The following is a 14,148-nucleotide window of genomic DNA, read 5'->3' as shown; positions in this document are numbered from 1 at the left end:
GCGATCAGAATATCCCCGCCGCGATGCCCTCCGCCAGCGCGGCGCCGAGGTCGCGGGCTTCGGCGAGGCGGCCTTCGGCGATCGTCTTGGCGGCGAGGATCGCTTCGGGGGTCTGCGCCGCGGTGTTGACGATGGCGGGGTCGGCGACGCGCTTCAGCCGCCAGCCGGTCGCGATGCGGTCGAGCTGGCGCTGCGCACCCTCGCCGTCGGAGCCCGCGCAGATGATCGTCGCATAGGGACGGCCTTCGAGCCTGCCGAGGCAGGGATAATAGTTGCGGTCGAACATCTCCTTCATCGCGCCCGACAGCGCGGCGAGATTTTCGGGGCCGATAAAGAGGTAGCCGCCGGCAGCGATCAGATCGTCCGGCGTCACATCGCCTACCGCGAGCAGCTGCGCCGTCGCAGCGCCCTCGGCAGCGGCGCGCGCGAGCGCTTCGCTGCCGCCGGTGCGGCTGTGCCAGACGATCAGAAGGTGCGGCGCGGCGCTCATGCGGCGATGCTTGCCAAGCCGCGGCGCGGCGCGCAAGCTGGCTCCCGAAGAGGGGGAGACATATCATGCGCCGACTGACCACCGTGCTGCTTGCCAGCTGCCTGCCGTTCGCCGCAGCCGCGCAGGACGCCGCGAGCGAGGCGACGCGCACCGCGCAGGCCGAGCTCGCGAAGCGCCTGCCGCTCGACGATCCGCGCGACATGGCCAATGCGACGCGGGGCAAGCTTGGCGAGATTGCGGCAGGGGTGATCCTGGGCAAGGACGGCAAGACGGTCTGGGACCGGCGGCCCTATGAATTTCTGAGTGAAGCGCAGGCCCCCGACACGGTGAATCCTTCGCTGTGGCGGCAGGCGCGGCTCGATGCGGTGCATGGGCTGTTCGAAGTCGTGCCGGGCAAGATCTGGCAGCTGCGCGGCTACGACATCTCGGTGATGACGATCGTCCGCGGCAAGTCGGGGTGGATCGTCGTCGATCCCCTGCTGTCCGAGGAGGCCGCCGCGGCGGGGTGGAAGCTGTTCGCCGACACGGTCGAGGCGAAGGAGGGCAGGAAGCCGATCAAGGCGGTGATCTTCAGCCACAGCCATAGCGACCATTTCGGCGGGGTCGGCGGCATCGTCACCCCCGAGCAGGTGGCGAAACAGAAAATCCGGATCATCGCGCCGCACGGCTTTTCGGAGGAAGCGACCGCCGAGAACGTCCTTGCGGGCACCGCGATGGGGCGGCGCGCGCTCTATATGTTCGGGTCGATCCTGGCGCCGGGTCCCGCGGGGCAGGTCGATACCGGGCTGGGGCCCAAGCTGTCGTCGGGAACGATCGGCTATATGGAGCCGACCGAGACGGTGTCGGAGAAGGGCGGCACGTTGACGATCGACGGGCTGGCCTTCGACTTCCTCGACGCGGGCGGGACCGAAGCGCCGTCGGAGTTCGTCTTCTATATCCCCGCCTATAGGGCGCTGCACACCACCGAGGTCGTCACCCACACGCTGCATAATGTGCTGACCCTGCGCGGGGCGCAGGTGCGCGATGCTTTGCACTGGTCGAAGGTGATCGACGCGACCTTGGTCAAATGGGGCGGCAAGGCCGAGGTGGCGATGGCGTCGCACCATTGGCCGACGTGGGGCGCCAGCGAGGTCAGCGAGTTGCTCGCGAACCAGCGCGACGCCTATCGCTACGTCCACGACCGCACGCTCTTCCTCGCCAATCGCGGCGCGACGCTGCACGAGCTCGCGGACGCGACCGCCGAGGCGCCGGTGCAGGCGCGCGACTTCGCGACGCGCGGCTATTATGGCACGCTGAACCACGACATGAAGGCGGTCTATCAGCGCTATTTCGGCTGGTGGGACGGCAATCCGGCCAATTTCAACCCGATCCCGCCCGAGCAGTCGGCGCCGAGATATGTCGCACTGGCGGGCGGCGCGGAGAAATTGCTGGCGGCGGGGAAAAAGGCGATCGCGGCGGGCGACTATCGCTGGGCGGCCGAGCTGCTGAACAAGCTGGTGTTCGCCGAACCCGACAACAAGGAGGCGAGAAACGCGCTCGCCTCGGCCTATGACCAGCTCGGTTATCAGGCCGAATCCGGCGCGTGGCGGAACTATTATCTGGCCGCGGCGGCGAGCCTGCGCGGCAACGCGGTCGAGAGCGTGTCGGGCAACGGCCAGAGCCGCAGCTTCGTCAGCGCGATCCCGACCGCGGTCTTCTTCGACGCGCTTGCGACGCGCTTCGATGCCGCGAAGGGAAGCAGCCTCAAGGGCACCTTCCAGTTCGTGCTGCCCGACAGCAAGGAGACGGTCGCTGTGGTCGTCGGCGGCGGGGTCGAATTCCCGCGCTATGGCTTCACCGAGCCCGCGCCGACCGCGACGATCACCATCGACCGGAAGGTGCTCGACGATGTCATGCTGGGGCAGGCGCAGTTCCCGGCGCTGATGCAGTCGGGCGCGATCAGGATCGACGGCGACCGGATGGCGTTCCTGTCGTGGTTCGCGCTGCACCCGCCCGCCGACCCGCGTTTCAATGTGGTTGTCCCCTAAGCCCCTGACCGACTACGGAGGATCATGACCGACACCGACGCCCCGGCGCACCCGACCGACCCCTTCGACCCCAATGCGCTCAACACGAGCGAGGGGCTGAACCCCGTCGACCCGCGCTATACCCATGTGCTGCGCGTGACGACCGCGATGAACCTGGTGCCGATCGCGATTGCGGCGAGCGTGTTCGACGCGCTGCTGATCCGGCACCTCGATGGGCCGTACGGGCTGATCACCGCGCTCGCCTGGCTGGTCGCGATCGTCATGATCGTCAGCTTTCCGGCGCGGCGCATGCAGCGCTGGGGCTACCGGATCGGCGAGGGGCAATTGCGCGTCGCGCGCGGCTGGATGTTCCGCACCGACACGATCGTGCCCTTCGTGCGCGTCCAGCATATCGACGTCGGGCAGGGGCCGGTCGAGCGCTGGTTCGGCCTGTCGCACCTGATCGTCCACACATCGGGCACGCACAACAGCACGGTCACCCTGCCCGGCCTGCCCGCCGACCTCGCCGCCGCGATGCGCGAGACGATCCGCCGCCATATCCAGACCGATTTCGCATGAGCGAGAGCATCGCCGCCGATCCTGCCGCCGCCCCGCCGGTCGCCCCCGCACCCGCCGGCGCCGAGCCGGACTGGCAGCGGCTGCACCCCGCGACGCTGGCGCTGGCGATCGTCAAGCTGGGGCCGCGCAGCCTGAATTTCCTGCCCGCGGTCGCGGCGCTGGGCTTTACCGGCAACTGGGTCTGGATCGTGCCCGCGATCCTCGCCTTCGTCCTGATCTCGCTCGCCTTCGCCTGGGCAAACTGGCTGCGCTTCCGTTTTCTGGTCGGCGACGACGAGGTGGTAATCGAGAGCGGTGTGCTGTCGCGCCAGCACCGCACCATTCCCTTCGACCGCATCCAGGACGTCGGCATCGAACAGGGGCTGGTCGCGCGCGCGCTGGGCATCGCCAAGGTCGGGTTCGAGACCGGCGCGGGCGGCGCGGGCAAGGAGAATGAGGCCAATCTCGACGCGATTTCGCTCGAAGCGGCGCAGGCGCTGCGCACGACGATCCGCGCGCATCGCAGCGGCGCGGTCGCAGCGCCCGCAGCGGCTCCGGCGGGCGAAGCGGCGCCCGTGGCCGCGCCTCTCGCCGAGGAGGAAGACCGGCTGCTCTTCGCGATGGGGCCGCGCCGGTTGCTGGTCGCGGGGCTGTTCAACTTCTCGCTCGCCGCGCTTGCGGTGGTCGGCGCCACGATGCAATTCTTCGACGATCTGCTGCCCTTCGATTTCAACATGTTCGATCCCACCGACTGGATCGACCTCGCGGGACAATATGGCCTCGACCAATGGGTGATCGCGCATCGCTGGATCGCGGGGCTCGGCGCGCTGTTCTCGCTGCTGCTGATCGGCTTTATCAGCGGCATCGCGACGATGGTCTTCGCCAATTGGGGCTTTCGGCTGACGCGCGAGCCCAAGTCGCTGCGCCGCACACGCGGGCTGACGACGCGCACCGACGTCGCGATCCCGGTGCGCCGTGTGCAGGCGGCGATCCTCGTCACCGGCTGGCTGCGCCAGCGTTTCGGCTGGCACCAGCTTCGGCTCCAGAGCCTGGCCAGCGACGGCGGCAAGGAGAAGGACCATGAGGTCGTGCCCTTCGCGAAACTGGCGGAGATCGACCCGGTGCTCGGCGAGATCGCGATTCCGCGTCCCGCGAGCGACGCCGACTGGCAGCACAGCCACCGCATCGTCGCCTTGGGCGGTTTTGTCGGCGCGGTGGGCGCGACGCTGGGCGGGCTGACCGCCGTGTCCTTCGGGCAGCCGCTCGGCTGGCTGGGCCCGGTCGCGGGGGGGCTGATCGCACTCGGGTCGCTGTTCGGCGCGCGCTTCCACCGCTGGGTCGACCTCGGCGACCGCGTCGCGATCCGGCGCGGGATGTGGAAACCCAAGACGACCTTGCTACCGCATGCGTCGGTGCAGAGCGCCGACCTCAAGACCGACTTCGTCCTGCGTCCGCTGGGCCTCGCGACCTTGGTGTTCGGCGTGCCCGGCGGGAGCTCGCTCGCGACGCATGAGATCCCCGCCATCCCGCGCGGCGTCGCAGAGGAGTTGCGCGCGCGCATCCTGACCGCCAAAGCAAGGGCATGACCGACACCGCTCTGGGTATCACGCGCTCGATCGCCGGGCAGCCGTGGCATTGGCGCCGCGCGAGCGCCGATATGGCGTCCGAGAATCTGGCGCCCGACGACCTCGTCACGCAATTGCTGCTCGCGCGCGGGGTGCCGCGGGGCGACCTCGAGCGCCAGCGCGTGCCGACGCTGCGCGGCTTCATGCCCGACCCGGCGCTGTTCAAGGACATGGACAGCGCCGCCGCGCGCCTCGCCGACGCGGTCGAGGCGAAAGAGGCGATCACCATCTTCGGCGATTATGACGTCGACGGCGCGACCTCGGCGGCGTTGCTCGTGCGGCTGCTGCGCGACTTGGACGTGCCCGTAGGCGCCTATATCCCCGACCGGCTGATGGAGGGCTATGGCCCCTCGGGCGCGGCGCTGGTGAAGATCGGCGAGGCGGGGTCGAAGCTGGTCGTCACCGTCGATTGCGGCGCGCAGGCGTTCGAGGCGATCGCCGAGGCCAATGCCGCGGGGGTCGAGACGATCATCGTCGACCATCACCAATGCGCGACCACGCTGCCCGCCGCCTTTGCGGTGGTGAACCCGAACCGGCTCGACGAGGTGCCCGACGCCGCGGTGCACGGCAATCTGGCGGCGGTCGGCGTCGCCTTCCTGCTCGGCGCCGCGCTGCTGCGCGAATTGCGGGCGCGCGGCTTTTTCGCGAACCGGCCCGAGCCCGCGCTGATCGAACTGCTCGACCTCGTTGCGCTGGGCACCGTCGCCGACGTCGCGCGGCTCACCGGCTTCAACCGCGCGCTGGTGACCCAGGGCCTCAAGATCATGGCGCGGCGCGGCAATATCGGGCTGGCGGCGCTGATGGACGCCGCGCGGCTGACCAAGGCGCCGACCGCGACCGACATGGGCTTCGCGCTGGGGCCGCGGATCAACGCCGGCGGGCGCGTAGGCAAGTCGGACCTGGGCGTGCGGCTCCTCACCACCAGCGACCCGGACGAGGCGGCGGAGATTTCGCAGGAACTCAACCGCCTCAACGAGGAGCGCCGTGCGATCGAGGCGGGGGTCCTCGAGGAGGCGCTGGTCATGAGCGAGCGCGCGGGCAATGCGCCGGTCGCGATCGTCGCAGGCAGCGGCTGGCATCCCGGCGTGATCGGTATCGTCGCGGGGCGGCTCAAGGAGAAATTGCACCGCCCGGCGATCGTCATCGCGGTGGGCGAGGACGGTGTCGGCAAGGGGTCGGGGCGCTCGATCAGCGGCGTCGACCTGGGCGCGGCGATCCTCGCGGCGAAGGAGACAGGGCTGCTCGTCGCGGGCGGCGGGCATGCGATGGCGGCGGGTCTGACCGTCGACGCGGACAAGCTCGACGCGCTCGGCGCTTTCCTCAACGAGCGGCTCGCCGCCGACGTCGAGCGCGCGAGCGGCGACCGCTCGCTGCTGATCGATGCGGTGCTCGCGCCGCGCGGCATCTCGCCGCTCTGGTGCGAGGCGATCGAGAGCGCGGGCCCCTATGGCGCCGGCTGGCCCGCACCGCGCGTCGCGACCGGGCCGGTGCGAATCGTCGAGGCGGGGATCGTCGGCACCGACCATGTCCGGCTGATCGTGTCGGGCGACGACGGCGCGCGCTTCAAGGCGATCGCCTTCCGCAGCGCCGAGACCGAGCTGGGGCAGACGCTGCTCCACGCGCGCGGCCGCAAATTATGGCTCGCGGGGCGTGCCAAACGCGACGATTGGGGCAGCCGGCCGGCGGCCGAGCTGCATCTCGAGGACGCCGCCTGGGCCGATTGAGGCCGGCCCGCGCACCAATATTGCGCGAACGGGTTGACCGCAAAGATATGCCCGTCTAAGGCGCCCGCTCACCGAACGACGGCCCCTTCGTCTAGCGGTCTAGGACGTCGCCCTTTCACGGCGAAAACACGGGTTCGAGTCCCGTAGGGGTCACCATCGGCGGTCGTTAGCGCGGCCCCTTCGTCTAGCGGTCAGGACGCGGCCCTCTCACGGCTGAAACACGGGTTCGATTCCCGTAGGGGTCACCAGTCAAGCGGTTTATCGCGTTGATTTTGCGCGAGAATTTCAAAATTGCCCAAACCTGACACCACAGACGTTCCCACATTTCCCGTGGGCCGAAATGATATGATTCGGAACGCGACGGGACGGAAACAGCGCTGCTTCAAATTTTATTTTAGGCCAGTGGCCGCTCGGATAGCGAATGATGCTCAACTATTTGGCTCACGTCCCACCGGAAATGGTAAAATCTGGACTATCGAATTATCGCCAATCGCAGACCAAGGCAGCCAAATTGGCGAATTTAGCTAAGCGACTTTTGCAACGCCGGGCGGGCGAATAATCTGTCAACATACTCAAGCGTTTTGGGATGCGCATCGGTGAGCAGTTGAAGCCACTTCGCGGACCCCAGTGTAAAGCCCATCATGATGTCAGCAGCCGAAAAATCGTTTCCGGTAATATATGGCTGGGTAGCGAGGGCTGCTTCAACCTTGTTAAACACCGTGTTTGCGCTGTCACGCACCGCGCTGATGATTTCCTGATGTCGATCCGCATCATCCCGGTAGACTGTCAACCAAACGGTCGTATTGATGGCATTGGCGGCTGTGCCTTCTGCAAAATGCAGCCAGTAGAGATAGGCGGCACGATCCTTTGATCCGATAGGCGGCTCGAGCTGCCCATTTCCATACCGCTCCAAGAGATATTGGACGATCGCCCCCGACTCTGAAAGAGCGACATCGCCGTCTTCAATGTATGGGTATTGGCCTGACGGGGTATTCTGGGCGAATCCCCTGCTACCGTCTCGATTATACTCTGAACGTAATAACTCGTATTCGAGCCCCAACTCTTCCAAGAACCATCGGATTCTGACGGAGCGAGTAAGGGGAGCAAAGTGCAGTTTTAGCATCCACCGATGCTGTCACGAACAGCAGCTTTTGCGCAACGAGATTTTGTTGTCGGAAAGCCGTTATCGGCCGTTTGCTGACAGCAGGCTCCGTCGGGCTGCCCCGCGCGGTTTGCTCAAAGTTGCCGGTTCCTCACTCTAATCGTGCACCGCACCGGCTGCCTGACCTTGGTGGCCCGCTGCAAGCAAGCGTCGATCACCTCGCGGTTATCACGGCGCATCTCGGCGGCCTCGGCGATGGCCTGCCACGCCGCCGGACTATCAGCGTGCATGATCCGAGTCCCCGCTTCCCATAGGGTCGGCTCACGAACGGTGCGCGCGGCGATGCGTTCCGGCAGGTGCCAGCTTGTCGGAAGGGTGCGCGCGACAAATCCGGGAAGCACCGACCACAGGAGGCACCCGGCGAGCAAGCCGCCGCCGACATACCACCAACGAAGTCTTTTTTGCTCGTAGATGGAGTTGGCCGTGCCGATGATCGCCCGCAGATCGCGGATTGCCTCGCCACGCTCCCGCTTCGCAGCCACAATCAAGACCTCGTCGTCGCGTCGCGCTCGCGCCGCTGCCGCCGTCATCCGCGCCTCGAAGTCCTCCGGAGTCATCTGCAAGGCGGGCTGGCGCTCGATGGAGACAAGCCGGTTGGCCATCTCTCCCAGCGTCTTGCTGTAATCTGGAATGTCGATTTCGGCTTTCTCGGTCGCCAGATGCTCGACCGCGCGGCGCATCATCGCCATTTCGCCTTCTAGCCGGTTGAACGCCCGCGTCGCCGGATCGGAGTCCGGCTCGTCATAGGGCAGTCGGGGTAGCTGTCTGTCACTATTCATGCTGTCCTCCTATCGGCTCATGCCAAGGTTGCGGCCGTGATCGAACGGCACCGAGTCCGCGAGATCGCGCGCCACACTGCGGCCTGTGGCCGCATCGATGCCCAATTCCCGGCTGCGCCCGCGCAGCAGCGATTCGACCTGCGCGTCGCGTTCGAGGCTCTTCGCCATGCCCGCCATTTCCTGCCCGACGCGCTTCGCACCCCGGAAATCGCCGTCGCGCCGTAGACCGTCCTGCGCCTGCCGGAGCTGCTTCCAGCCCTCGACAAAGCGATCGGCGCGCTGGAACGGATCGGCCCGCAGTTCCGCTTCCTTGTTCATCGCCTGCACCGCAGCCTGGCTGCGCCCCTCCGCGGCCTCGTGGATAAGCTCCGGCTGGCGCTGGAGGGCGTTCTGCAAGTCGGTGGAGGCGTGAGGTCGGATCGCGTCCAATGCCTCTCCTGCCCTGTTTAAGGCGTCGTGCTGGTGAGGCAGCACCGGGAAGCCCCGGTCGCGCATCCGGGCGACCTCGCTGACGGCGCGCGCATAGCGTTCGACGGCGCGGCGCTGGCCCGTGGCATGGGAGGGCTGGGCCTGCGCCTGTTCGCGCGTCCGTTCCGGCGGACGGAAGCCCGCGAACATGCCCTGCTCGCGTGACTGGCCGGGGAGCGAGAGGCGCAGCCCGTCGAAGATCCCGCGCGCCTTCGCCGCACCCGCGCGGGCGATTTCCGCGACGCGCTCGCCAATGCCGCGCCGCTCGGCGAACTCCTTGGCCGGATCGACGCGGGCATAATCGCTCGCCATGTCTTTCGCGCGCTCGCGGGACAGGGTGCGGGCAAGCTGGGCATCGTCCTTGAAGTCGTCGCGGCCATAGTGAAGGGCCAAGCCATCGCGGTGGCGTGTCATACCGACATAACTGCTATGACGGTCCATGCCGGGTGTCGCCAGCACATGGCCACGGTCGACGGTCATGCCCTGCGCCTTGTGGATCGTGGCTGCATAGCCATGATCGACATGAGCATAATCCTTCACGTCGAATGCGACGGAACGCCCGTCATCGGTGCAAACGGTCATGCCCTGTTGATTGACCTGTTCGACGGTGCCCAGCGTGCCGTTCTTCACTTCAAGGCCGCGCTCATTACGCAGGAACATTATGCGGTCGCCCGATGCGAAGGCACGGTCGCCGCGTTCGGTTTTCACGCGAACATCGTCGCCCAGTTCGCCCGCCGCGCGCATCCGGTCGCGCGCGGCCTCGTTGAGTTCGCGCACCTCGGCATTGGTGTGAGTGAGGATGATCCGGCTGGCGTCGGGGTTCGCTTGCCGGTCGCGATCCCACCGCTCGACAAGATCGCTCCGGGCCTGTTCGCGCGTCTCGGCGGTGTGAACCATACCGTGATCGGCGTAGGCGTTGATCGCCTCGCCGGTTCGGCCGGTCGCAAGATGCCGGGTAGCGTCCTGCTGCCAGCCCTCATGCTGGCGGCGAACCTCCGTAATCTCGACGCCGCCATGCCGTTCGTGGATCGCCCGGAACGCCGCACCCGCCTCGATGGCCTGCAACTGCTGCGGGTCGCCGACCAGCACGACCTTGGCGCCGGCGTCGGCGGCATGGGACAATACGCGCTCCATCTGGCGGGTGCCGACCATGCCAGCCTCGTCGATCACCAGCACATCGCGAGACGTGAGCATGTCGCGCCCCTGCGACCAACCATGTTCCATGCTGGCGATGGTGCGCGAGGCGATGCCAGAGCCATTCTCAAGCCCTTCGGCTGCGATGCCCGACAGCGCGACGCCGCGCACATTGAACCCGGCCTCTTCCCATGCCTCCCGCGCCACGCCCAGCATCGCGCTCTTGCCGGTCCCGGCGTAACCGACGACGACACTCAAACCCCTGCCATCGCTCGCATGTTCAAACGCCGCGCGCTGCTCGCCTGACAGGTCCAGCCCGCGCGCCGCCGCCGCGCGAAGCGCGCTTTCCCGGTCGCCCTCCGACACGCGATGTCGTTCGCGCTTCGCCATCAATTCCGAAGCGCGCTGCAACCGCTGTTCGGTGTCGATCATGTCGCGGCTGGTGAAGCGATCTTCGCCGCGCCCGTCCTTGCCGAGTTCGATCAAGTCGGGCGAACCGCGAACAGCGCTCATCGCCCGGTCGTATTGATCCTTCCCGTCGGTGTGGTGATGCACGAACATCGCAAGGTCGCGGTTGGTGAACGTCGCCTGATGGTGGGTGATTGCGTCGAGCGCGACACGCGGCTCCGCGATGATGCGTTCGCCGTTGCGCTGCGCGACGGCGCGATGATCCTCGATGCGCTCGGACTCAAGCCCGCGCTCACCCATGCGCGAGGCTGCGGGGCCGATCTTGTCTTGCGGCTCAAGGTCGATGCCCTGCGCTTCCAAGGATCGGTGATCGATGCGGGCGTCTATATCGAGTTCGGCAAGCCGCGCGTTGACGTGATTGGCCCAACGCTCGCGCCACTGCTCGACAAGTTCGGTGCGGTTCCACTCGCGGACCTTCTGCCCAAAACCGTCCTCACCCACCTCGCGCATGGTGAGCATGACATGGGCATGGGGTTTGGGCTGGCCGTCCGCACCGATGTCCCAATGCACATTCAAATCCGCGATCATCCCGCGATCGACAAATTCGGACTGCACGAAATCGCGGGCAAGCTCGATGCCATCGGCCTTGGTCATCTCGCGCGGAATGGAAAATTCCACCTCGCGAGCAAGCTGCGCGTCCTTGCGCTTCTCGCATCCCTCGACCTCGTTCCAGAGGGTTGCCCGATCCGAGAAGCGTTCGGGCGCGCCTTCGGGCAACATGATCTCGCTATGCTCGACGCCGGACTTGGCGCGGAAATCATGGTCGCGGTCGAGCCGTTCATCGTGCAGCCGCTCGCCTGCGCGATAGGCGGCAGCGGCGACGGCGCTGCGTCCGGCGGCGCGCCCGATGACTTTCGCGGAGAAGTGAAAAATTGCCATGGCGGCAATCCATCTACGCCACCAAGCGCACGTCGGCACGACGTATAAGCGCGCCCTCCTCGAATAAATTCTCGGCAGGGACTAGGCGGTGTCAGACTGTCCCGGCGACGCTACTGCGCTACGCAAAGCAATACTTTAGAATCACTCCATCCGCAAAGAATGGAGAATGTCATGCGTAAACCCCGCGACTTCGATTCGGAACTCAAAGCCCTTGCCGACAAGGCCAAGGTCATCAAGGAACGGCGCGTGCGCCAGCTTGGCGAATTGGTCGCGGCAACCGGGGCGGATGCGCTCGACGCCGATCTGTTGGCGGGCGCGCTGCTTGATGCCGTCGCGAACAAAGACGCGGCAACAAAGGAGGGCTGGCGCAAGGCGGGCGCGGCGTTCTTTCGCGGCAAACAACGCAAGCCTGCGCCGCGACCTGACAGGCAGCCGGAAAGCACTCTACCGCTCGAAGGCGGCGCGGCATCGCATTGAGGCAAGCAAGGCGAGAACCGACACGCGGGAATGGGTGATGAAACGACGCGAGCGCACACGGCATTTGATCGAATTGGGCGGGCTCGCCGTCAAGGCGGGACTGGTCGATCTGACCGACGATGATCGCGCCACCCTCTACGGTGCGTTCCTCACGGTTGCGGACAAACTGCAAGGCGAGGAACGCGGCAACGTGCTTGTCTTGTGGCAGCGCAAGGGCAAGCGCGCGTTCGAGGCGGAACAGGAGGCGAGGAATAACTAACCCCGCCTATCGGCTCGGTTGTGGCGTTCGGTCCCTGTTACGCTTGTCGGCGACATAGCTCTGTCCATTCTCGACGCGAGCTATGTCGAACAGCCCCGTTGCCTCAAACAACGCCGTAAAATTCCGCACACCATAATTGCGCGGGTCGATCGGAGCTTGCCGTCGTGCGGCAAGTCCCGCCGCTGACATCGCGGCCCAACCATCCTCGCGGGCTGTGGCCTCGACCGCGCCGCGCAATATGGTGACAATCTTGGTATCTTGCGACAGCGGTTTGCCCGCTGGCTTTGCGGCGGGTGCTGGTTTTGCCTTATCCTCCGCTTTGGCCTTGGCTTTGGGCGTTGTCGCGGATTCCATTGGTGCGGCGGCAACAAGCGGCTCGTCCAATGTGTCGAGATAGAGGAAGGCGGTGCAGGCGTTGACGAACGGCGCGGGCGTCTTGCGTTCGCCGAAACCATAGACCTCATGCCCGTTGGCCTTGAGTTGCATCACCAATGGCGTGAAATCCGCATCGCTCGACGCGAGGCAGAAGGCATTCAACTCCTGCGTGTAGAGCAATTCCATAGCGTCGATCACCAACGCAATGTCGGTGGCGTTTTTGCCGGTCGAATAGCTGAACTGCTGAATGGGCCGGATCGCAAAATCGTGCAGCTTGTCTTTCCAGTTTTTGAGACCCGCGCTGGCCCAATCGCCATAAGCGCGGCGAATGTTGGCGGTGCCGTATTTGGAAAGCTCCGCAAGCATGTCGGCGATCTTGCTATGCGGTACATTGTCCGCGTCGATCAGCAATGCGATCCTGCGATCCGAGCCGTTCCGCGCACGATCATCTATTTCCATTATTCCGTTCGTCTCCATCGCCATAATATTGCGGTCATCATTGCGCGGAAGCGAGACAAACGCCATCCGCAATAACTAGGCGGCGGCTGGCTTCTGCAACGGCCCGGGCTTTGGTGTCGTGCAATCCGGCGGCTCCCATTCCTGCCGCATCCACGCCTCGTTCGATCTGCGGAAAAGGACGCGCGATCCGTGACAGTAATTGATGCCAACGCCCTCCCTCAAATCGATGGCGCATAGGCCCGCGTCCCCGGCCAGCAGGCGCACGGCGTCAAACGGCCTGAACCAACCGCGCAACGCGCGTGATCGCTTTCCCGTCACGGAATCCGTTGCCATGATTATCTCGCGAAAGTGGGGGCCTGCGGCCTGACGTATCCGATCAATTGTTGGGCCGGGCTTTATATCGAAATAATGATATTCGGCGGGAGCGTTGGGGTCGCATATCTCGCCTACGAGACGCGGTGGCTTGCTCGGCGTAGGCGGAAGCTCAGCCAATAAATCGACAATCAAAACGTCGATCTCTTTCGGCGGTTCCGCTTGCTTCTCCGGCGGCTGCGAAATCGCGCAACCGGGAATCGAGAGCGGCACCAATAGCGCAATGTGCGCCAGCGCCGACAGCAGCAGGGGACCGACCACCTTCTTCCTGCCGTGCCGGTGGTCCGTCATGGCTATGGCATCAACTGCGCCGTCCTCGGGGGCGAGGATGGCCGGTCACGTCTCGCACACGGTCGAGCAGGGCGCGGAGTAGCGCATGAACCTGCGGGACTGTCAGTCCACCGTCATCGGGTTCCGGCTCGCCAAACAGGCGCACTTGGTTCCATCGCCAATAGGGCGTGAGGACTGTCGCCAGCCGCGCCATGTCGGGGCAGTCATGTCCCAACCCCGTCGCATTGGCGTAGGCGAGCGACTTGGCGACGCGCAGGCCGATATGACGGGCGCACCAGTCATCGGCAAAGCCCATGTCCAGCAAATGAGAGGACAAAGCGAGTTGGGCGGTAATCCCGGCCCGATACAGATAGCCGCGCCAATCCGCCCGTTCATGCTCGGCGGGAAAGAATCCCTCTGCGACATGATAGCGGCGGCGGCTCAAGGCTCGCCCCTCTTTAGTTCGGACGATCGCGGCGGGATCGTCGCCATAGTCCGCGTGAAGCGACGCTAGCACCGCACCCCAGGGCGACGGCACGGCAAGCGCCGCAACGGGCGCGGCGGTCAATGCGCCCAAGAGCGCACGGCGCGACGTGGTAGGGACAACACGGCCCATATGCACCTCCGTTCCGCATCCTTGGCG

13 protein-coding genes and 2 tRNA genes are annotated in these 14,148 nt (G+C 65.9%); 8 read left to right on the top strand and 7 right to left on the bottom strand.

The annotated features are described in order from the left end of the window. Nucleotides 1-4: 4 nt before the first annotated feature. Nucleotides 5-490, bottom strand: coding sequence for a flavodoxin family protein (locus ATE62_RS00155; RefSeq protein WP_058807361.1), 486 nt, complete (start codon nt 488-490; stop codon nt 5-7). A 65-nt stretch (nt 491-555) separates the two neighbouring features. Here ATE62_RS00155 and ATE62_RS00150 point away from each other — a divergent pair, with 65 nt between their 5' ends. The 6 genes from ATE62_RS00150 to ATE62_RS00130 all read left to right on the top strand — a co-directional run bounded on the left by ATE62_RS00150 (nt 556) and on the right by ATE62_RS00130 (nt 6,651). Then, nucleotides 556-2,517: an alkyl/aryl-sulfatase gene (locus ATE62_RS00150; RefSeq protein ID WP_058807302.1), complete on the top strand. Its 1,962-nt coding sequence runs from the start codon at nt 556-558 to the stop codon at nt 2,515-2,517. A 24-nt stretch (nt 2,518-2,541) separates the two neighbouring features. Then, on the top strand, nt 2,542-3,075 hold the full coding sequence (locus ATE62_RS23820) for a PH domain-containing protein (protein ID WP_231736016.1): 534 nt from the start codon (nt 2,542-2,544) through the stop codon (nt 3,073-3,075). Then, nucleotides 3,072-4,640, top strand: coding sequence for a PH domain-containing protein (locus ATE62_RS00145; protein WP_231736014.1), 1,569 nt, complete (start codon nt 3,072-3,074; stop codon nt 4,638-4,640). Before ATE62_RS23820 ends, ATE62_RS00145 begins: the two co-directional genes overlap by 4 nt. Beyond that, the gene (recJ, locus tag ATE62_RS00140; RefSeq protein ID WP_058807300.1) at nt 4,637-6,403 is read left to right on the top strand and encodes a single-stranded-DNA-specific exonuclease RecJ; all 1,767 of its coding nucleotides are present in this window, start codon (nt 4,637-4,639) and stop codon (nt 6,401-6,403) included. Before ATE62_RS00145 ends, recJ begins: the two co-directional genes overlap by 4 nt. 80 nt (nt 6,404-6,483) lie before the next feature. Continuing rightward, nucleotides 6,484-6,559: transfer RNA gene (locus tag ATE62_RS00135), tRNA-Glu, on the top strand. Nucleotides 6,560-6,576: 17 nt separating this feature from the next. After that, nucleotides 6,577-6,651, top strand: a tRNA-Glu gene (locus ATE62_RS00130). A gap of 272 nt (nt 6,652-6,923) precedes the next feature. Here ATE62_RS00130 and ATE62_RS00125 read toward each other — a convergent pair. From ATE62_RS00125 to traA, 3 genes are all read right to left on the bottom strand, one after another. Then, entirely contained in the window at nt 6,924-7,526 is a 603-nt protein-coding gene (locus ATE62_RS00125) for a glutathione S-transferase family protein (protein ID WP_058818399.1), read from the bottom strand. Between the two features lie 113 nt (nt 7,527-7,639). Continuing rightward, a complete protein-coding gene (locus ATE62_RS00120; protein WP_156420463.1) occupies nt 7,640-8,344 on the bottom strand; it encodes a DUF6118 family protein in 705 nt (234 codons plus the stop codon). Nucleotides 8,345-8,353: 9 nt separating this feature from the next. After that, a complete protein-coding gene (gene traA, locus ATE62_RS00115; protein WP_058807297.1) occupies nt 8,354-11,293 on the bottom strand; it encodes a Ti-type conjugative transfer relaxase TraA in 2,940 nt (979 codons plus the stop codon). 171 nt (nt 11,294-11,464) lie between these two features. Here traA and traD point away from each other — a divergent pair, with 171 nt between their 5' ends. Both traD and ATE62_RS00105 read left to right on the top strand, forming a co-directional pair. Continuing rightward, on the top strand, nt 11,465-11,770 hold the full coding sequence (gene traD / locus ATE62_RS00110; protein WP_058807360.1) for a conjugal transfer protein TraD: 306 nt from the start codon (nt 11,465-11,467) through the stop codon (nt 11,768-11,770). Between the two features lie 37 nt (nt 11,771-11,807). Further along, nucleotides 11,808-12,029, top strand: coding sequence for a conjugal transfer protein TraD (locus ATE62_RS00105; protein WP_058807296.1), 222 nt, complete (start codon nt 11,808-11,810; stop codon nt 12,027-12,029). Nucleotides 12,030-12,035: 6 nt separating this feature from the next. Here the strand turns inward: ATE62_RS00105 and ATE62_RS00100 are convergent, their stop codons facing one another. The 3 genes from ATE62_RS00100 to ATE62_RS22665 are packed head-to-tail and all read right to left on the bottom strand — an operon-like array spanning nt 12,036 to nt 14,121. After that, nucleotides 12,036-12,929, bottom strand: coding sequence for an NYN domain-containing protein (locus ATE62_RS00100; RefSeq protein WP_231736012.1), 894 nt, complete (start codon nt 12,927-12,929; stop codon nt 12,036-12,038). A 9-nt stretch (nt 12,930-12,938) separates the two neighbouring features. Then, a complete protein-coding gene (locus ATE62_RS00095) occupies nt 12,939-13,526 on the bottom strand; it encodes a hypothetical protein (RefSeq protein ID WP_058807295.1) in 588 nt (195 codons plus the stop codon). Nucleotides 13,527-13,536: 10 nt separating this feature from the next. Beyond that, entirely contained in the window at nt 13,537-14,121 is a 585-nt protein-coding gene (locus ATE62_RS22665; protein ID WP_082662535.1) for a hypothetical protein, read from the bottom strand. Nucleotides 14,122-14,148 lie beyond the last annotated feature (27 nt).

It is taken from the genome of Sphingopyxis sp. HIX (assembly GCF_001468285.1).
Classification (GTDB): Bacteria; Pseudomonadota; Alphaproteobacteria; order Sphingomonadales; family Sphingomonadaceae; genus Sphingopyxis.
The sequence above is the reverse complement of the archived record's forward strand: the minus strand, read 5'-3'. Positions and strand labels throughout refer to the sequence as shown.